This is a genomic window from Rhodoferax sp. P1_F3, from assembly GCF_056405715.1.
In genome coordinates, this window is sequence record NZ_JBFUBO010000005.1 from 176,389 (window position 1) to 193,886 (window position 17,498).

The window sequence follows — 17,498 nt, forward strand, 5'->3', positions numbered from 1 at the left end:
TGGCTCACCGCCGATGAAGGCGTTCAACTCATTCGACCGGCTTCGAAACAGCATGATGTACGGCCGTGCACAGACGGCAGCTTTGGTCGAAAGTAGTCGGTCGTGACGATCAACCGCTCGCAGCGGAAGCTGAATTTTCAGCCCCGGCAGAGTGCGCCAGGACGAAGCGTGAAAGTTGCCTCGCCAAAGCCGTCATTGGCTAATGGCGGCACTTGGCCCATTGTGTATTCCCAGGTAGGCCCCCACTATTGCGGGAGAGCCATCAGATCAGTCGCGATCCCTTGGGCACCCTGGCCAGCAACCACTGCATCACGTCAGCCCGAATGTGCCTTGAAGACAAAATGAAGTCCTCGTAAAGACTGGGCACATAGGGTGTGTAAAGCAAGGCCATTCCCGCTTCGTGTGGAAAACGATCTGCCTTGAGGTTGTTGCAGCCACGGCAGGCACTGACCACCGACTGCCAGTTGTCCTGGCCACCACGCGACCGGGGGTGAATGTGCTCACGAGTCAAATCCTCGTGTTTGAACACTGCTCCGCAGTACGCGCAGACATGCCTGTCGCGGGCAAATAGCTTGCGATTGGTCAGGGTCGGAGTGACATCGAACAGGTTGACACTGGCGCATCCCTTGACGGCAATGATGGGGGCCAGATCAATGCGTGACTGCACGCCGCTGGTGGCGTTGACGCCGCCCCGCAGGGTCATACAGGTTTCGCCCACTGTCCAAACCACGTCATCAGTGGCGTAATAGCCAGCCGCACGTTCCGGACTCACCCAGGACTGTGGGACACCTTGCACGTCAAGTTGGAGGATTCTGTTTTGATTCACGATTGCACCTGTGACCGTTTGTGGCCATTTCCTTTCTGAAATCTTGTGATCCCAAGAGGTGTCATGTGTGTGGTACCCACAACAGGAATTGACCCGGTGTCTGAGGTATGGGGAAGGTGGCGACCCGTGGGGGATTCGAACCCCCGACGGCCTCCTAGACAGGGAGGTGCTCTACCAGGCTGAGCTAACGGGCCAAAAATGGATTTTGCGAATGGAGTCCCTGGCCAGGCTCAAACTGGCGACCTCAACCTTCGGAGGGTTGCGCTCTATCCGATTGAGCTACGGGGACGCGATGGATTTCAAATTGCAAAACGCATTCCGAAACCATTGGCTTTGGAATTCACTTTGCGTGGTGGGCGTTCCGAGGTTCGAACTCGGCACCATCCGGTTAAAAGCCGGGTGCTCTACCAAATGAGCTAAACGCCCTTCATTAACTTTCTCCAGGCGACGCAACGCCTTGTTTGTCTTCGCGTGTGCGCCAGCCTTCTTGAATTTGGCCGCCGCGACGAAAGGGTTGCGCGGGGCCGAAGGTTTTCGTGTCTTCGATTTCATGGAAGCTCCTGGTGTATTGGTGAGGTATGAGCTTCGGCCGCACAGCTCCAATGAGCCGGCGCCGATACTCAACAGCCTGTCTTGCACAGGCTTGTCGGGTTGCGTCCGATGCCCCCCTCGCGGCTATCTTGTCTGGGGGACCGCGTCTATGGCCATGGGCTCAGCTTCCACGCCGCCTATCGGTGGCGACTGCAGTTGCTGCACGGCATAGTTCCTGGCTTTGTGGTCTACGGGGCCAGGTCGACCCGTGCATGCAACGCCATGACCAGCAGGCGTTGCAATTCTTGACATTTGGTACCCAAGGCCGGGTTTGAACCGGCACGCCGCAATGGCAGCAGATTTTGAGTCTGCCGTGTCTTCCGATTCCACCACTCGGGCATTGCTTGGCGGAAGGTATCAGGATCGAACTGATGGACCCCTTGCGGAGCCACGGCTTAGCAAGCCGCTGCATTGCCACTCTGCCAACCTTCCAACGTGTGGTGCCCAAGGAGACGTTTCGAACGCTCGACCTACCGCTTACAAGGCGGTTGCTCTTCCTGCTGAGCTACATGGGCAAACATGGTGTTGGGGTGACTGATGGGATTCGAACCCACGCATACCGCGGTCACAGCGCGGGACCTTTACCACTTGGCTACAGTCACCACTAAATAGGGATCGGGCAACGGTGCGTCTTCCCCGCGCGGCACCAGATGCCGCTCGCACTGATGACCCGTCGGCGTCCCGGCAGATCCGTTGCTCGAATTGGTGGACGCTGCTGGATTCGAACCAGCGTGCAGTTACGAGCGGATTTACAGTCCGCCACCTTCGGCCTCTCGGTCAAACGTCCAAAATTGGTCCGTGATGGGTGAATCGAACACCCGACGTCCTGCTCCCAAAGCAGGCGACATGCCACTTGCCTAATCACGGAAATTGGCTCCCCAGGCTGGTCTCGAACCAACGACATCCGCATTAACAGTGCGGCGCTCTACCAACTGAGCTACTGGGAATTGAAATTGGAGCGCCCAGCACGATTCGAACGTGCGACCCCTTGCTTCGTAGGCAAGTGCTCTGGTCCAGCTGAGCTATGGGCGCGAAATTGGATAACTGGAATGCGCGACTGGAATCGAACCAGCCTATTTCGGGTTGCAGCCGAACGCCAGGCCACTTGGCTACGCGCATATGGTCCCCCAGGCGAGATTCGAACTCGCAAGAGCCCTGCTTCTAAGGCAGGTAGGTGTGCCGGTTTCCATTAGCCACCGGGGGTAAAACTGAATCTGGCAGAGGGTGGACGATTCGAACGTCCGAATGTCGCGGTCAAAGCGCGATGCCGTAGGCCACTTGGCTAACCCCCCATGTGATGGCATCCCGAGAAGGCTTCGAACCCTCAACCTCTGGTTTTGGAGACCAGCGCTCTGCCCATTGAGCTATCGAGATACTGAAACTGGTATCGCATAGGGGATTCGAACCCCTCTTCGCAGGATGAAAGCCTGCTGACCTCACCAGAAGTCGAATGCGACAGGATGGTTGCAGGGGCCAGATTTGAACTGGCGATCTCAAGGTTATGAGCCTTGCGAGTTAACCGGGCTTCTCTACCCTGCGAATGTGGTGGATCGGGAAGGGTTTGAACCTTCGACGCCTGCGCCTTCAACGCAGCGCTCTACCCACTGAGCTACCAATCCAAAAACCTATTTCGACAATGCTCACAACGCACCACCCGCGTACGTTGCACCAACCACCCCGTGCGAGGCGCTGGCACATCAGGCCGAGTTCCGTGCATGGGTTGCCCCATGCCGAGCAGGAACTGCGCAACGGCCTTGTTTGCAAACACTGTCGAAATAGGTCGAGGACGCACACGCATTACCCATCAGGCAGACCTAACGGATCCCCGCAACTATTTCACTGGCACCGGCACAACCTTGCATGCGCAAAGTTGCGTTGGTCCCGATACCAGACATGACACCAACTTGTTAAAGATCACTTGCCACTGCGTCGATGCGCTGTTGGCATGGCCACATGGAGTGGCCCAGAAAGAAAAAAACCCGGTTCTCTTGCGAGAAACCGGGTTGCTTGTAGGCAAACGGGAGTTAGCTACACGCTACCTCCGCCCGGTTGGAACGAATTCTCAAAATCACTCCCGACGGAAGTGGTTTTGGCAATTGCGCTCGTTGAATGATTCAGGGACCATGTGCCCAGTCGTTGCTCTCGCTGATATGTGGGCAAGCCACAGGGATTCGAAGCGCGCAGGACCGCACCGCAGCCAATGGGGCTGTGTGTGAGGTGGGGTGCGGTTCTTGCGATCACGATGGTCTCTTTTGCGGTTGGTTTCGAAAAATGGGTTTCAGGTTAAACGCATGCACTTTTGCCTGCGATGGGATGAAGTGTAAATGTTTTTTACTTTTCGGCGCAAGTGAAAAGTAAAACTTTTTTACTGTTGTTGTAAAATTGCAAATCTCATGATCGCAAACATTCGACTCCGCAACCTTCTCTCCCTGCACCAGGTTTTTGTGCAGGAGCGTGTTTCAAAGGGGGAACCGCTTGCTGGTTTGGAGGGTGGCTTTGCCACATCGCTGGAAGTCTCGCTGAGCATGTGGAGCCAGATCAAGTCTGGCCGGACGGTGGGCGACAAGCTAGCACGACAGTTTGAATCGAAGCGATCAAAGCCTGCAGGATGGTTGGATCAAGAGCACCCAGAGACGGCCGCAGACCCCGCTGAAGAGAAGTTCATTGCCATGTGCCGCGTTGCCTGGACGAATGCGGACCGTGCTGGGCGAGCCGAGCTCAAGCGAATAATCGGTGCGACCAAAGACAACACCTCGAAGATGCAGGCCTCTTGAGTGGAAAATGCCAGATATCAGACAAGAAGGCTAAGCCATCACCCACTGGCGTGGTAGCGCTAAGGGCCGACGAGCATTGCTTGAAAGCAGTCACACGCCAATGGGCGCACTTGGGCCACTTCAGCCGCTCTCTCTCCCATAGCCCCAACAAAAAGCCCCGCCAGTCTTGCGACTGCGGGGCTTTCTTTATGAGTCATTTGCTACGAATTCGGTAGCTGCTTGCGCATATTCCACGCGGGCTAGAGGCCGATTTAACCTCTAAACCCCTCGCGCATCACACCAGCAAGGCATTCACCCGCTTCACATACGCTGCCGGGTCCGCAGGCAGTCCGCCTTCGGCCAGCAGGGCCTGGTCAAACAGGATGTGGGCCAGGTCGTTGAAGTGCACCGAGCCGTCCAGCTTTTTCACCAGCGCGTGTTCGGCGTTCACTTCCAGCACGGGCTTCACTTCGGGCGCGGCCTGGCCAGCTTGTTTCAGCATGCGGGCCAGTTGGGTGCTCATGCCGTGGTCTTGCACCACCAGGCAGGCGGGGCTGTCGACCAGGCGGGTGGTCACGCGCACGTCTTCGGCCTTGTCCTTCAGTGCTTCCTTCAGCTTGGCCAGCAGGGGCTTGAAGGCTTCGGCGGCCTCTTCGGCGGCCTTCTTCTCGGCTTCGTCTTGCAGGCTGCCCAGGTCTACGGCGCCCTTGGCGACGGATTGCATGGGGGTGCCGTCGAAGTCGTGCAGGTAGTTCAGCGCCCACTCGTCCACGCGGTCGGTCATCAAGAGCACTTCGATGCCCTTCTTCTTGAACACTTCGAGTTGCGGGCTGTTCTTGGCGGCGGCCGCGTTGTCGGCGGTGATGTAGTAGATGGCCTCTTGGCCTTCTTTCATGCGCGCCTTGTAGTCGGCCAGCGACACGCTCACGCTGTCGGTGGTGCTGGATGCAAAGCGCAGCAGCTTGGACAGGCGCTCCTTGTTGGCAAAGTCTTCGCCCAGGCCTTCTTTCAGCACCGCGCCAAACTCTGCGTAGAACTTGCTGTACTTGCCGACGTTGGCTTTGTCTTCTTCAGACACCACATCGGTCACGCCATCAGCGCCCGCTTCGGGCAACTTGTCGTGTTTGGCCAAATCTTCCAGCATGCCCAAGACGCGCTTGGTGCAGCCTTCGCGGATGGCCTTCACGTCGCGGCTCTCTTGCAGCAGCTCGCGGCTCACGTTCAGGGGCAGATCGGCAGAGTCCACCACGCCCTTCACAAAGCGCAGGTAGGTGGGGAGCAGGGCTTCGGCGTCGTCCATGATGAACACGCGCTTGACGTACAGCTTCACACCGGCGGACTTTTCGCGGTTGTACAGGTCCATCGGCGCCTTGCCGGGGATGTACAGCAGCTGGGTGTATTCGGTGCTGCCTTCCACGCGGTTGTGCGTGTGGGCCAGCGGCGCTTCAAAGTCGTGGCTGATCTGTTTGTAGAAGTCGTCGTACTGCTCTTGGCTGATGTCCTTCTTGGCGCGCGACCAGATGGCGTTGGCCTTGTTCACCGTTTCCCATTCGCCGGTCTTGACCATGGCGCCGGGCTGGCGGCCACCGTTTTCGTCAGACGGGTTGATCAGCTCGCCGTCTTTCCACTCTTCCTTTTCCATCTGGATGGGCAGGCTGATGTGGTCGGAGTACTTGTTGATGATGCCCTTGACCTTCCAGGCCTGGGCGTAGTCTTGTGCATCGTCGCGCAGGTGCAGGATGACGCTGGTGCCGCGTGCTTCGCGGGTGATGCTTTCCACCTCAAACGCACCGCCACCGCTGGCGCCACCGTCGCTGACCCAGCGTACGGCTTGGTCAGCGGGCAGGCCGGCACGGCGCGATTCCACGGTGATCTTGTCGGCCACGATGAAGCCGGAGTAGAAGCCCACGCCGAACTGGCCGATCAGGTTGCTGTCCGCCTTCTGGTCGCCGGTCAGCTTGGAAACAAAGTCCTTGGTACCGCTCTTGGCAATGGTGCCCAGGTTGTCGATGGCTTCTTGTTGGCTCAGACCAATGCCGTTGTCGGTGATGGTCAGCGTCTTGGCGTCCTTGTCAAAGGTGACCTTGACCTTCAGTTCGGCGTCGTTTTCGTACAGGCCGCTGTTGTTGATGGCCTCAAAACGCAGCTTGTCGCAGGCGTCCGACGCGTTGGAGATCAGCTCGCGCAGAAAAATCTCTTTGTTGGAGTACAGCGAGTGGGTCACCAGGTGCAGTAGCTGCGCCACTTCGGCCTGGAAATTCATGGTTTGCTTGGTCATAGATAGGTCTCTGAGTCTCAATAAAACGGTTCGCGCGCCAGTCAGGCGGTCCCTATGGCGCGAGCAACCTTCAATTATGGGCGAGGCCGGGAGTTTTCAAGACGGGGGTGTTTTGGCTACATTGGCCCTATGCAAATAGCTGGCTCGATTGCAACGCTACCCAACCTAGGCCCCAAGTCCCAACAGATGCTGGCGCGGGCGGGCATTCACACCCTGGCTGACTTGCAGTCGTTGGGGGCCGTGGCAGCTTATGTGCAGACCAAGCGTTCCGGAGCCCGTGTCAGCCTGAACCTGCTGTGGGCGCTGGAGGGCGCTATTTCCGGTCTGCATTGGCAAGACGTGGCCCGTGACCACCGCACCAGCCTGCTGCTGGCGCTGGAAGATTGCGAACGGGGCGCCAATACGGCTAAAGGCGAGTAGCGCTGAGGGGCTTGCCGCCAAGTCTTCCCTTGCGTGGGCGTTGGCGCTACATTGCCCAAAAATGCATGCAGGGAAGAAACCAACACTATGAAACCGGACCAGCCTTCCAGTCGCAAGCCCTTTGACGGCTTGCTGGACCCTTTGCCCGTGCCCGATGTGACCGAGAGCGATACCGACACGGCCTGGGGTCTGTGGGAGGCCAGTGTGGACGGATTGGTGGAGGGCTATGAGCCCACCCTGCCCGCGGGCCTGGACGGCGAACCACTACCCGACAAACGCTAAATAGACACCGCACCTGGCGTCAGCCAGGCCAGCAACTGCGTGGTCACCTCGGGCCGGTGCAGCAGTTCCATATGGTTCATGCGGTAGGCAATGCACTGGTTCGGCTTGGCAAACACCAGGGTGCGCTTGGCATCATTGTGCAGGCCCAGCGCGCTGCGCAGCGGCACCAGGCCATCGCCCAGCAGCCGGTCGGCCAGCGCGCCGCGCTGGCTGGCAGTGGTGGCGGCCAGGGTGTAGCAGGTCACGCCCTCGGGCAGTGGCACGGGCACCCGGCGGTCCGGCCCGCGCTGAAAACGGTTGCGACCCTGCCAGTCTTGCGGGCTGACAAAGCCATAACGCAGGTCGGTGATGCCGGCGCTGCGCAACTGACCCAGCTTGGCAAACGGGCGCGAATAGGGCGTGGCGCCCAGAATCACGTCCACCCAGTTGCCCGCACGTTCCAGTGGCGCGCCATGGTGCGGGGTGCCCAGAAAAACGATGTTCTTCAACACCTGCAGCCACGCAGGTCGGTTCTCGCGCACCTGCTGCACCGCGCTGCGCGTGATCAAGCCCCCCATGCTGTGCGTCAGCACGGTGATCTCGGTCACCGGCACGGGCCAGTGGGCCACCAGTTGGTCCAGCTCTGCTGCCAGCGCCGCGCCGTTGTCGGAGGTATGCAGGCCGCTGTTGTAGCGCACGTACACCGGGGTGTAGCCCAGCGCGGCCAGGGCGGTGGCGTGGCTGCGCACTTCACCACTCGCCGTGGTGTGGGTCCACTGCAGGTCATTCATGCACAGGCCGTGGAGGATGAGCAGCAGCTTGCCGCCGACCGTGGCGGCCGCGGGTAGCGTGGCTGGCTTGGTCCAGTCCAGCGCCTGGCCCGCGTGGCGTAATTGCATGCGGGTGGCCAGCGGGTTGCCACTGGTGGCCAAGCGGTCGCCCAGCACGCCGTTGAGCGCGGCCAGCACGGCCTCGCGCCGTGGGGTCTCGGGCGATGCGGCATCGGCCGCGTCCAGCAGCGGCTGCAGCCGGCCCAAGATGGCCTCGGCGCCGCTTCCCACCAGCTGGGTCACGCCCTGCACGGTTTGGTAAATCAGGCCCGTCAGGCCGCGCGTGGTGCCGGCCGTTTTGCCGCCCGGCACGCCCATGCTGCCCCAGACCGACTGGTGCACACCCTCGGCCATGCGGGCCACGCCACGGGTGGCCTGGGTGGCCAGTTGCACCACGCCGCGCAGGTCAGTTGCGCGAAAGTGCTGCAGTGCCTTGGGGCGGGGGGGCAAGGCCATCAGAACTTTTCGTGCGGCTGCAGGTAGCGCCACTGGCCCACGGGCAGGTTGCCCAGCATGACCTTGCCCACACGCACGCGCTTGAGGCCCACCACGCGCAGGCCCACCAGCTCGCACATGCGGCGGATCTGGCGCTTCTTGCCCTCGGTCAGCACAAAGCGCAGTTGCTCGGGGTTTTGCCACTCCACTTTGGCGGGCTTCAGGGCCTGGTCGTCCAGGCGCAGGCCGTGGCGCAGCAGGCGCAGCTTCTCAGGCGGAAACACGCTTTGCACATCGCTGCTCACCGGGTCGTCGTCGTCAATGCGGCTGAGCTGCTGTACTTTGCCACCATACGTGGCAGCAGGCGAGTTGGCCGCCGCGCTGTTGGCCACGCCGGTATAGACCACGCGCACCAAATATTCCTTTTCCATCACCGAGTCTTCGCCAATCAGCTGGCGCGCCACGCGGCCGTCTTGCGTCAGCACCAAGAGGCCGGTGGAATCAATGTCCAACCGGCCGGCCGGTACCAGGCTTTTGAGCTGGCTGCCGTGGAAGAAGAAGCGGGCGTTGTCCTCGGCCCAGCGGTTTTGCGGCTGGATGAGGGTGATGGCGGGCTCGTGCCCGTCTTCGGCCTGGCCGCTGACGATGCCAATGGGCTTGTTCAGCAGGATGGTGACCTGGTTGGCCTGCTGGCCCTGGGCCTGTTTGTCGATCTCGATGCGCACGCCGGGCAGCACCTGCATGCCCATTTCGGCCACCTTGCCGTTCACTTTGACCCAGCCTTTGCCAATCCACTCATCGGCTTCGCGGCGCGAGGCCATGCCCAGCTCGGCCATGCGTTTGTTCAGGCGCACGGTGCCGCCTGCACCCTGGGCGGCGGTGTTGGTCTGGCCCGCGGGAATGGCGGCGCGCGCCGGTGGTGGCGCGGCGCGGCGGAAGGTGGGGGCGGGCGGTTTTTGGTCGGTCATGGGTGCTATGTTTTTAGGAGCTGCTTGCGCATATTTTACGGGGGCTGGGTGCCAATTTGTTTCCTAAATTGCCGCCACGGCCAACGACAGGGCTAGTGGCCGTTCTGTGCGCTTGCGAACGGTGACGGGCTGCTGGGAAGCGCAGCATGGGTGTTTTGAGGAGTAAACCCATGAGCCTTTACCGTATCGCCGTGTTGGTCGGCAGTCTTCGCCGTGACTCTTTCAACCGCAAGCTGGCCAGCGCCGTGGCCTTGCTGGCGCCCCCTGAATTTACGTTCCAGCAGCTGGCCCTGGACGACCTGCCGCTCTACAACCAGGACGATGACGGCAACCAGGCCGCCTCCGTCAAGCGGCTCAAGGACGACATCAAGAGCGCCAACGGGCTGCTGTTTGTCACACCGGAGTACAACCGATCCATCCCCGGCGTGCTGAAGAACGCGATTGACCATGCCTCGCGCCCCTACGGCCAGAGCGCGTGGGCCGGCAAGCCAGCCGGTGTCCTGGGCATCTCTGTCGGGGCCATCGGCACGGCGCTGGCGCAGCAGCACCTGCGCAACATCCTGGCCTACCTGGATGTGCCCACCATGGGCCAGCCCGAGGCGTTTCTGCACGCCAAGGACGACTTCTTTGACAGCGACGGCAAGATTGGCCACGCCAGCCTGGAGTTCATGCAGGACTGGATGGACCGCTATGTCGTCTGGGTGAAGAAGCAAGCCGACGAACAACCCACCAATGGGTAGCCGCCATGCTGCTGTCTCTGGAACTTGGCTCCTACTCCCCGGCAGGTGAGGCGAACACCGGGCTGCAGATTCGTGTGGGCTTTGAGATGGAGTACCGGTGCCCCGCGCCCACGCCCATGCTGCTGGCGCTCAGCATCCACTACACGCGTGCCGGCGACCTGATCATTCCAGACCTGCTGCAGACTGAGCCCCCTGTGCCGGTGGACACCTACCGCGACGCGTTTGGCAACTGGTGCAGCCGCATCGTCGCGCCGCAGGGGCGCCTGGTGCTGCGCACGGATGCCCTGGTGCACGATACGGGCCTGCCCGACGTGGTGGTACCAACGGTGCAACAGGTGCCGGTGGAGCAACTGCCCGAGGCGGTGCTGGTGTACCTGATGGGCAGCCGCTACTGCGAAACGGATCAACTGTCGGATCTGGCTTGGCTGAAGTTTGGCAGCGGCCCCACGGGCTGGGCGCGGGTGCAGGCCATTTGCGACTTTGTCCACCAGCACATCGAGTTTGGCTACCACCACGCGCGGCGCACCCGCACCGCGCTGGAGGCCTACCGCGAAGGCCAGGGCGTGTGCCGGGATTACGCCCATCTGGCCATTGCGCTGTGCCGCTGCATGAACATCCCGGCACGCTACTGCACGGGGTATCTAGGGGATATTCGCTGCCAGGCCGCGCCAGGGCCCATGGACTTCGCGGCCTGGTTCGAGGCCTATCTGGGCGGCTACTGGTACACCTTCGATGCGCGCAACAACACGCCCCGCATCGGGCGCGTGCTGATGGCGCGGGGCCGCGACGCCTGTGACGTGGCGCTGGTCAACACCTTTGGCCCCAACACGCTGCAGCGCTTTACGGTCTTGGCCGAAGAAGTCACGCCCGGTCTGTGAGCGGCGGTGCGCTCAATGCTCGAAGACGATGGCGTCCAGCTGCATGGCGTGGATCTTGGTGGCCGCGGTCTCGGCCAGGGCGCGGTTGCTGAAGGGGCCCACGCGCACACGGGTCAGCTTGCCCTTTTTGGTTTGCAGGTCTTGGGTGAACACGGGCAGTTGCGCCTCCGCCAGCTTTTGCGATGCGTTGCTGGCGTTAGTGGGTACCGCAAACAGGCCCACATTGATATAGAAGGCATGTTCCAGGCCACCAGAGGGGGCGGTTTTGATGGCCTTGGCGCCCTTGGCCCCTTTTGCACCCTTGGTAGCCTTGGCAGGCGCTGTCGCAGCGGCAGTGGGCGCAGGCGGCGGCGATGCAGGGGCCATGGCCGCCACCGGGGTTGTCTCGGTTTGCGCCGGCACCACCACGGGGTTCACTACGACTTCTTGCCGTGCCTCCTGCGGCGCGGTCTCGACAAACTGGGGCGGCGCCACCTGCGTCTTGCTGGCGTCAGTCTCGGCCGGGGTGCTGGCCTGGGCCGGTGCGGGGTCGGGTGACAGCGTCCACGATTTGGGCCAGATTGAGCAACCCGACAGCAGCGCCATACAGGCCAGGGCCAGCAGGCCGTTGCGCACGCGCTGGGTGCTGTTCAAAGAGGTCAACAGAGGGTGCATGGGCAGCTGCTTTCTGGATAAGGCGGATACGCAAAATGTAGCGCAAGCCCGGGGCGTCTAGGGTTAACCCTACTGATGAACGCCACAGTTGGCTGCGCGGCCCCCAAACCGTATCGTTCGGGCCTTCCCTGATCGTCTCCACCACCCCCTTCCAAAGGCCCCGGCCATGTCCAAGACTGCTGTGCGCAAGCCCATCTACAAATCCCTCTACGCCCAGGTGCTGTTTGCCGTCACCGTGGGGGTGTTGCTGGGGCATTTCTACCCGCAAGTGGGGGCCGATATGAAGCCGCTGGGCGATGGCTTTATCAAGCTCATCAAGATGATCATTGCGCCCATCATCTTCTGCACCGTGGTGATTGGCATCGCCGGCATGGAAGACATGAAAAAGGTGGGCAAGACCGGTGGCCTGGCCCTGCTGTACTTTGAGGTGGTGTCCACGCTGGCGCTCATCATTGGCCTGGTGGTGGTGAACGTGCTGCAGCCCGGCGCGGGCATGCATGTGGACCCGACCACGCTGGACACCAAGGGCATCGCCGCCTACACCGGCCCCGGCAAGATGCAGGGCACGGTGGACTTTCTGCTCAACGTCATTCCCACCTCGGTGGTGGATGCGTTTGCCAAGGGCGAGATCTTGCAGGTGCTGCTGTTCTCGGTGTTGTTTGGGTTTGCGCTGCACAAGTTTGGCGGCCGCGGCACCATGGTGTTTGACTTCATCGAGAAGACCTCGCACGTGCTGTTCGACATCGTGGGCATCGTCATGAAAGTGGCTCCCATCGGCGCCTTTGGTGCCATGGCCTTCACCATCGGCAAGTACGGCGTGGACTCGTTGTTCTCGCTGGGCAAGCTCATGGGCGCGTTCTACCTGACATGCCTGTTCTTCGTCTTTGGCGTGCTGGGCATTGTGGCCAAGCTGCATGGCTTCAGCGTGTTCAAGTTTGTGCGCTACATCAAGGAAGAGCTGCTCATCGTGCTGGGTACCTCGTCGTCTGAATCGGTGCTGCCGCGCATGATGGAAAAGCTGGAGAACCTGGGCGCTCGCAAATCGGTGGTGGGCCTGGTCATTCCCACCGGCTACTCGTTCAACCTGGACGGCACCTCCATCTACCTGACCATGGCCGCCATGTTCATCGCCCAGGCCACCGACACCCCCATGACGCTGACCCAGCAGATCACTCTGCTGGCGGTGCTGCTGCTCACCTCCAAGGGCGCGGCCGGCATCACCGGTAGCGGTTTTATCGTGCTGGCGGCCACGCTGTCTGCCGTGGGCGGTGTGCCCGTGGCGGGTTTGGCGCTGATTCTGGGTATTGACCGTTTCATGAGTGAAGCCCGTGCGCTGACCAACCTGGTGGGCAACGGCGTGGCCACGCTGGTGGTGGCCAAGTGGACGGGTGATCTGGACATGCAGCGCCTGCACGCCGGCCTGAACCACCCCACCGCACAGGAAGCCCAAGACCCCGAAGCCATCCTGGACCAGCGCGTGGATCACATGGCGGTGCCTGCCAAGCACTGATCCGCCAGGGCGCTAGCCTGCCTCAGGCTGCCTTTGGCGTGCGAGTTCTTGGGCCAGTTGTTTCATGCCCATGGGCCTGGCATACAACCAACCCTGGCCAAACTGCACCCCATGGGCCCGCAAATAGTCGGCCTGCTCCTGGGTCTCAATGCCCTCGGCAATCATCTGCAACCCGAGTGACTTGGCCATTTCGATGATGTGCCCGATCACATGGCTGGTAACGGCTTGTTGACCAATGGTGCCGACAAAGCACTTGTCGATCTTCAGGCAATCCAGCTCCATCTCGGTCAGGTAGGACAGGCTGGAGTAGCCCGTGCCGAAGTCGTCGATGGACACGGAATGCCCTTGCGCACGCAGGGCTTCGACGGCCTTGCGCGTTTGCTCCGCATGCAGGAATACGCGCTCCGTTGCCTCTACATGCAGGCAGTGAGGATGTACCTGCATTTTTGCAGCCGCCGTACGCAGGCGCTCAACCATCGCAGGATTGCAAAAATCCTGGGCCGATAAATTCAGGGCTACATGGAAATTGGGGTAAGTGCGCAGCAATTCGCCAGCGTCTGCTTCCACCAGCTCGATTACGCGCTCGGTCACCCGTTCGATAAAGTGGTATCGCTCTGCCACCGGAATGAAGACATCTGGGCTTACAAATTCCCCGCTGGACTTCTGCCAGCGCAGCAGCGCCTCCACACCGATCCATGCGCCTGAGTGGAGGTCCACGATGGGCTGGTACACCAGAAACAATTCCTTGTGTTTCAAAGCGTGGCGCAGCGCGGCAGGTATGGCACCCTGCAAGCGGACCAGCTGGGCAACCACCGCAGCCAAAATGATGGCGGTCCCAATGCCAATAGGCAACATGAACCACAGCACGCGCTTCCAATCGTCGTCAATCTCGCTGCCAGGGATGGCCACATACGCGGCGTAGTCGAACCGCTCGGAACGTTTCCAGGCGACCACGCGAGAGCCATCGAAGAAAGAGGTCTCGTACGAGTCGCCGATGCGAGGGAACCAATCCGGGTTGAACCGCCCTTTGTGGAAAAGCTCTTTCTTGCGCCCCACACCCAGCAAACCGTAAGTCAGATTGTCATGGTCGGGGACTGCGTCCACCACCGTCCCCTCATGAATCAAGGCGGCAAAGCCGGTTTTGGGGTCCGATGTAATGACCAGGCGTGAACCAGGGAGCAGGGGGTGCTCCACCTCGGTCCAAATGTTGTAACCGCCACTGCTGACGTAGCTTCGTGGCCCGATGACGTACCCGTCCCGCCCAAACGATGAGCACACCATGTGTTCGTTTTCAACGTAGCCCACGTCCAGCAGCAGATTCGACTGAATCACCAGCTTGCGCATCAGGTTCAGGTTGTGTTCAGAGCAGGGGTCGCCTGCCGGGGCAGCATCGAGTTCCGTGAACACCACTTTCAGCTGGTCGCTGACCTTGTGTGCGTGGTTCAAAATCTCGGCCGCAATGGCGCTAGCCCGCTCCCGCTGATGCTCCAGGCTCTTGTGCTCGGCCAGTACGATGGCCACCACGATCGGCAGCATCACTGCCACCAAGCCAGCACCGTACAAAGCAGCGAGTCTCAGCTTCATGGGTCGCATGCAGTGCCCTTCGGGTGTGGTTTCAACGATTCTAGATTTTAAATTCCCTGCGGTGCTCCGCAGGCGGGCGGCCACCTGTTTGGTTACATCCGCGCATGCGAATGGAATGTGCAAGCGATATAGTTAACCCATTCCCCTTTATGAGGTGCAGGTTTGAAGATCCTTGTGGTGGAAGACGAGGTCGGCATCCGCGGCAATCTGGTCATGTTGCTGCGCATGGAAGGCTTCGAACTCGTAGAGGCCGCCAATGGCGAAATGGGCCTGGCCCTGGCACGCCAGGAGATGCCCGACCTGATTCTGTCCGACGTAATGATGCCCGAGCTGGATGGCTACGGCTTTCTGGAAGCCCTGCGCGCCGACCCGCAAACGGCGGCCATTCCCTTCATTTTTCTCACCGCGCGCTCGGACAAAGCCGACCGCCGCCGCGGCATGAACCTGGGTGCGGACGACTACCTGGGCAAACCCTTCACGCGCGACGAGGTGCTGGAGGCCGTGCACGCCCGCATCAAGCGCGTGCAGGCGATGGAAAAAACCAATCCCAGCGCACCCGACACCAGCCCGGAGGCAGGGCCCACGCCCATCAAGGGCTACAAAATCCTGCGCAGGCTGGGTGCGGGCGGCATGTCGGAGGTGCTGCTGGCCGTGCGCGAGGCCGATGGCCTGGAGGTGGCGCTGAAGCTGCTGGACACGCGCCAGCACCAGGACGCCATGCTGCTGCAGCGCTTCATTCAGGAATACGCGCTGCTGGAGCAGATCAACCACCCCAACGTGGCGCGCATTTTTGACCATGGCTTTACCGACGAGCACGCCTTCATCACCATGGAGTATTTCGCCCATGGCGACATCAAGCGTCGCATTGCGGCCGGGCTGTCACCGTTCGAATCGCTCGCCATCGCGCTGCAGGTGGCGTTTGCGCTGTCGCAAATCCACGCGCTGGGCATCGTGCACCGCGACGTGAAGCCCGACAACCTGATGCTGCGCGCCGACGGCAGCGTGGCGCTGATCGACTTTGGCGTGGCCAAGCACATGGGCGACGAGCTGGAGAAAACGCAGCAGGGCGACATCGTCGGCTCGCCCTACTACCTGAGCCCCGAGCAGGCCAGCGGCCGCCCGGTCAGCCCGGCCAGTGACATCTACAGCCTGGGCGCCATTTTTTTCGAGATGGTGACCGGCAAACGCCCCTATGTGGCCGACCACATGGAGGCGCTGCTTTACAAGCATGTGCACGCCCCCATCCCGCGCTTCGAGCCCAAGTTTGCCGAGTTCCAGCTGCTGCTGGACAAGATGATGCACAAGGACCCCACCCAGCGCTTCCCCAGCGCCCAGGCCCTGGCCGACTTCATCGCCAGCGGCTGGCCCACGGTCATCCGGCTGATGGAAGCCAAGTCATTGCCGCATGGGGCGAAGCCGGTTTAATGCTATTGAATTGGTAGCTGCTGGCGCAATGGATACGGGGGCTAGGGGCTGGTTTTGTTCTTAACTTCCGGTTGCAGGCGACTACCTCGCGCAAGGCAGTCGGCGTGGCCCGCGTTCTCCGGCTCAGCTCGCGGGCTGACTTTTTGGGTTCGCTTGCGGGGCTGCGTTAACGATGTGGTGGGTGAGCCTGTTCTGTGGCAACCGCGAATCGAGCCTGCGCCCGCGGGCCTCACCACCTGCCTTGAGTGGAAGTGCAGGTACTTGCAAGTTTCAGACTGACTGTGGACATTCGCTGCGCTCCGAAGCAGTCGTTAGTGTTGGCGCCGTCCGGCACGCTGCAAGCGCTGCGAAGAGGCAACCTGCTGCTGCGCGTTCGCGACTAGCAATCCGTTAAGCCGCATTTCGCCGCCTAACTGCGTAGCCCAAAGCTGCGACGCCTGCCGCCGGCAACCAGACCCAGCGGAGCTCGGAGGCAAGTACGGCCAACCCTGCTTCACCGACGAAGCGGCGTAGGTTTAGCGTGGAAACCTCGATGACCTGTACCGGCCAAAAGAAGCGCTCTTCAGAGAACGGCCAAAACAGTGCAATTCCATGTCCACCAGTTGTGAGCATATCGAGCAAGCCGTGGGATGTGCAGGCGACGAAGACGAATGCAAATGCATGTAGTTGTCGTGACCTCAGGCGATTGGCGAAGACCACGGCCACCATTGCGAGCGCAACGGCAAAAGCCAACGAATGGGTGAAGCCTCGGTGTCCAAGCTCGTGGGAGTAGGCGATGCCAAGGCGAAACCCGAGCACATCCAAGTCCGGAATGACCGAAGCGAACACACCAGCTGCAAGTAGCCGACTACTCACGTTGGCAGGACCCAGTGCAATAGCCAATCCAAGTGGAACGGCTGGATGAGAGAGGATCGTGGGCATATTGAATGCGGCTTAACGTTGGCGCTGCCCGGCGGGCAACATTTGCCGCGAAGCGGCCTTCTGTGATTGCCCATCCGTGCCGAGCAACCAGGTAATGCGGTTCATGCGAAAAATCCTACGATGGAGCCAACGGCGCACACTAGCGCAAGGATGGTCCAGAGCCAAACTGTCTGACTTAGATCTCCTAGGCCATAGCGAGAATTCCAATTCTTCCGCCTTTCTTGCTCTTGCAAGGATATGCCGTCGACGCTTTGTCCCAACACTTTTGCTGTGACTGAATAGGGCACGTCTGCTGCAGGCACTGCGATTTTCCACGCGTCGTAGGCAAGCCAGGCGAAGACTATGGCGGCAGAAAGGAGGAGCCAATTCATATGAGCTATAACGAAAATTAATCGATTCCGCAGTCTATCGCGCCGAAACCTAG

General features: G+C 60.9%; 14 protein-coding genes and 18 tRNA genes. 7 read left to right on the forward strand and 25 right to left on the reverse strand.

Going from position 1 to position 17,498, the window contains the following annotated elements:
* Positions 1-262: 262 nt before the first annotated feature.
* From AC1DZ5_RS10250 to AC1DZ5_RS10340, 19 genes are all read right to left on the reverse strand, one after another.
* Positions 263-703, reverse strand: a complete 441-nt coding sequence (locus tag AC1DZ5_RS10250; RefSeq protein WP_477888676.1) for an HNH endonuclease — start codon at positions 701-703, stop codon at positions 263-265.
* A 240-nt stretch (positions 704-943) separates the two neighbouring features.
* Positions 944-1,020, reverse strand: a tRNA-Asp gene (locus AC1DZ5_RS10255).
* Between the two features lie 18 nt (positions 1,021-1,038).
* Positions 1,039-1,115, reverse strand: a tRNA-Arg gene (locus AC1DZ5_RS10260).
* A 61-nt stretch (positions 1,116-1,176) separates the two neighbouring features.
* Positions 1,177-1,252, reverse strand: a tRNA-Lys gene (locus AC1DZ5_RS10265).
* A 418-nt stretch (positions 1,253-1,670) separates the two neighbouring features.
* A tRNA-Leu gene (locus AC1DZ5_RS10270) sits at positions 1,671-1,756 on the reverse strand.
* A 6-nt stretch (positions 1,757-1,762) separates the two neighbouring features.
* Positions 1,763-1,849 (reverse strand) — tRNA-Ser (locus AC1DZ5_RS10275).
* A 6-nt stretch (positions 1,850-1,855) separates the two neighbouring features.
* Positions 1,856-1,932, reverse strand: a tRNA-Thr gene (locus AC1DZ5_RS10280).
* Between the two features lie 11 nt (positions 1,933-1,943).
* Positions 1,944-2,019, reverse strand: a tRNA-His gene (locus AC1DZ5_RS10285).
* A gap of 101 nt (positions 2,020-2,120) precedes the next feature.
* Positions 2,121-2,204, reverse strand: a tRNA-Tyr gene (locus AC1DZ5_RS10290).
* A 5-nt stretch (positions 2,205-2,209) separates the two neighbouring features.
* A tRNA-Pro gene (locus AC1DZ5_RS10295) sits at positions 2,210-2,284 on the reverse strand.
* Between the two features lie 4 nt (positions 2,285-2,288).
* Positions 2,289-2,364, reverse strand: a tRNA-Asn gene (locus AC1DZ5_RS10300).
* Between the two features lie 7 nt (positions 2,365-2,371).
* Positions 2,372-2,449, reverse strand: a tRNA-Arg gene (locus AC1DZ5_RS10305).
* 13 nt (positions 2,450-2,462) lie between these two features.
* A tRNA-Cys gene (locus AC1DZ5_RS10310) sits at positions 2,463-2,536 on the reverse strand.
* A gap of 1 nt (position 2,537) precedes the next feature.
* Positions 2,538-2,620, reverse strand: a tRNA-Leu gene (locus AC1DZ5_RS10315).
* A 12-nt stretch (positions 2,621-2,632) separates the two neighbouring features.
* Positions 2,633-2,709, reverse strand: a tRNA-Gln gene (locus AC1DZ5_RS10320).
* A 6-nt stretch (positions 2,710-2,715) separates the two neighbouring features.
* Positions 2,716-2,791: transfer RNA gene (locus AC1DZ5_RS10325), tRNA-Trp, on the reverse strand.
* A gap of 8 nt (positions 2,792-2,799) precedes the next feature.
* Positions 2,800-2,874 (reverse strand) — tRNA-Glu (locus AC1DZ5_RS10330).
* Between the two features lie 4 nt (positions 2,875-2,878).
* Positions 2,879-2,956, reverse strand: a tRNA-Met gene (locus AC1DZ5_RS10335).
* Between the two features lie 4 nt (positions 2,957-2,960).
* Positions 2,961-3,036: transfer RNA gene (locus AC1DZ5_RS10340), tRNA-Phe, on the reverse strand.
* Between the two features lie 774 nt (positions 3,037-3,810).
* Here AC1DZ5_RS10340 and AC1DZ5_RS10345 point away from each other — a divergent pair.
* The gene (locus tag AC1DZ5_RS10345) at positions 3,811-4,191 is read left to right on the forward strand and encodes a hypothetical protein (protein ID WP_477888678.1); all 381 of its coding nucleotides are present in this window, start codon (positions 3,811-3,813) and stop codon (positions 4,189-4,191) included.
* A gap of 274 nt (positions 4,192-4,465) precedes the next feature.
* On the opposite strand, the gene htpG is transcribed toward AC1DZ5_RS10345, so the two are convergent.
* Positions 4,466-6,448 carry a molecular chaperone HtpG gene (gene htpG / locus AC1DZ5_RS10350; protein ID WP_477888680.1) on the reverse strand — a complete coding sequence of 661 codons (1,983 nt, stop codon included), beginning with the start codon at positions 6,446-6,448 and terminating at the stop codon, positions 4,466-4,468.
* Positions 6,449-6,577: 129 nt separating this feature from the next.
* Between htpG and AC1DZ5_RS10355 the strand changes: the two genes are divergently transcribed.
* On the forward strand, positions 6,578-6,868 hold the full coding sequence (locus AC1DZ5_RS10355; RefSeq protein ID WP_477888682.1) for a TfoX/Sxy family protein: 291 nt from the start codon (positions 6,578-6,580) through the stop codon (positions 6,866-6,868).
* Positions 6,869-6,955: 87 nt separating this feature from the next.
* Positions 6,956-7,150, forward strand: a complete 195-nt coding sequence (locus tag AC1DZ5_RS10360) for a hypothetical protein (RefSeq protein WP_477888684.1) — start codon at positions 6,956-6,958, stop codon at positions 7,148-7,150.
* Here AC1DZ5_RS10360 and AC1DZ5_RS10365 read toward each other — a convergent pair.
* Entirely contained in the window at positions 7,147-8,415 is a 1,269-nt protein-coding gene (locus tag AC1DZ5_RS10365) for an esterase/lipase family protein (RefSeq protein WP_477888686.1), read from the reverse strand. The genes AC1DZ5_RS10360 and AC1DZ5_RS10365 overlap by 4 nt on opposite strands.
* On the reverse strand, positions 8,415-9,362 hold the full coding sequence (locus tag AC1DZ5_RS10370; RefSeq protein ID WP_477888688.1) for a pseudouridine synthase: 948 nt from the start codon (positions 9,360-9,362) through the stop codon (positions 8,415-8,417). Before AC1DZ5_RS10370 ends, AC1DZ5_RS10365 begins: the two co-directional genes overlap by 1 nt.
* Positions 9,363-9,532: 170 nt before the next feature.
* Between AC1DZ5_RS10370 and AC1DZ5_RS10375 the strand changes: the two genes are divergently transcribed.
* Complete coding sequence (locus AC1DZ5_RS10375) at positions 9,533-10,102, forward strand: NADPH-dependent FMN reductase (protein WP_477888690.1); 570 nt, start codon at positions 9,533-9,535, stop codon at positions 10,100-10,102.
* A gap of 5 nt (positions 10,103-10,107) precedes the next feature.
* On the forward strand, positions 10,108-10,980 hold the full coding sequence (locus tag AC1DZ5_RS10380) for a transglutaminase-like domain-containing protein (protein ID WP_477888692.1): 873 nt from the start codon (positions 10,108-10,110) through the stop codon (positions 10,978-10,980).
* Between the two features lie 12 nt (positions 10,981-10,992).
* Here the strand turns inward: AC1DZ5_RS10380 and AC1DZ5_RS10385 are convergent, their stop codons facing one another.
* Positions 10,993-11,634, reverse strand: a complete 642-nt coding sequence (locus tag AC1DZ5_RS10385) for an SPOR domain-containing protein (protein WP_477888694.1) — start codon at positions 11,632-11,634, stop codon at positions 10,993-10,995.
* Positions 11,635-11,800: 166 nt separating this feature from the next.
* On the opposite strand from AC1DZ5_RS10385, the gene AC1DZ5_RS10390 reads away from it, so the two are divergent.
* Entirely contained in the window at positions 11,801-13,144 is a 1,344-nt protein-coding gene (locus AC1DZ5_RS10390; protein ID WP_477888696.1) for a dicarboxylate/amino acid:cation symporter, read from the forward strand.
* A gap of 12 nt (positions 13,145-13,156) precedes the next feature.
* On the opposite strand, the gene AC1DZ5_RS10395 is transcribed toward AC1DZ5_RS10390, so the two are convergent.
* A complete protein-coding gene (locus tag AC1DZ5_RS10395; protein WP_477888698.1) occupies positions 13,157-14,728 on the reverse strand; it encodes an EAL domain-containing protein in 1,572 nt (523 codons plus the stop codon).
* A gap of 162 nt (positions 14,729-14,890) precedes the next feature.
* Here AC1DZ5_RS10395 and AC1DZ5_RS10400 point away from each other — a divergent pair, with 162 nt between their 5' ends.
* Positions 14,891-16,153 (forward strand): protein kinase domain-containing protein, encoded by a 1,263-nt coding sequence (locus AC1DZ5_RS10400; protein ID WP_477888700.1) that lies wholly within the window; start codon positions 14,891-14,893, stop codon positions 16,151-16,153.
* 390 nt (positions 16,154-16,543) lie between these two features.
* Here the strand turns inward: AC1DZ5_RS10400 and AC1DZ5_RS10405 are convergent, their stop codons facing one another.
* Positions 16,544-17,074 carry a metal-dependent hydrolase gene (locus AC1DZ5_RS10405; RefSeq protein WP_477888702.1) on the reverse strand — a complete coding sequence of 177 codons (531 nt, stop codon included), beginning with the start codon at positions 17,072-17,074 and terminating at the stop codon, positions 16,544-16,546.
* Positions 17,075-17,498: the final 424 nt, after the last annotated feature.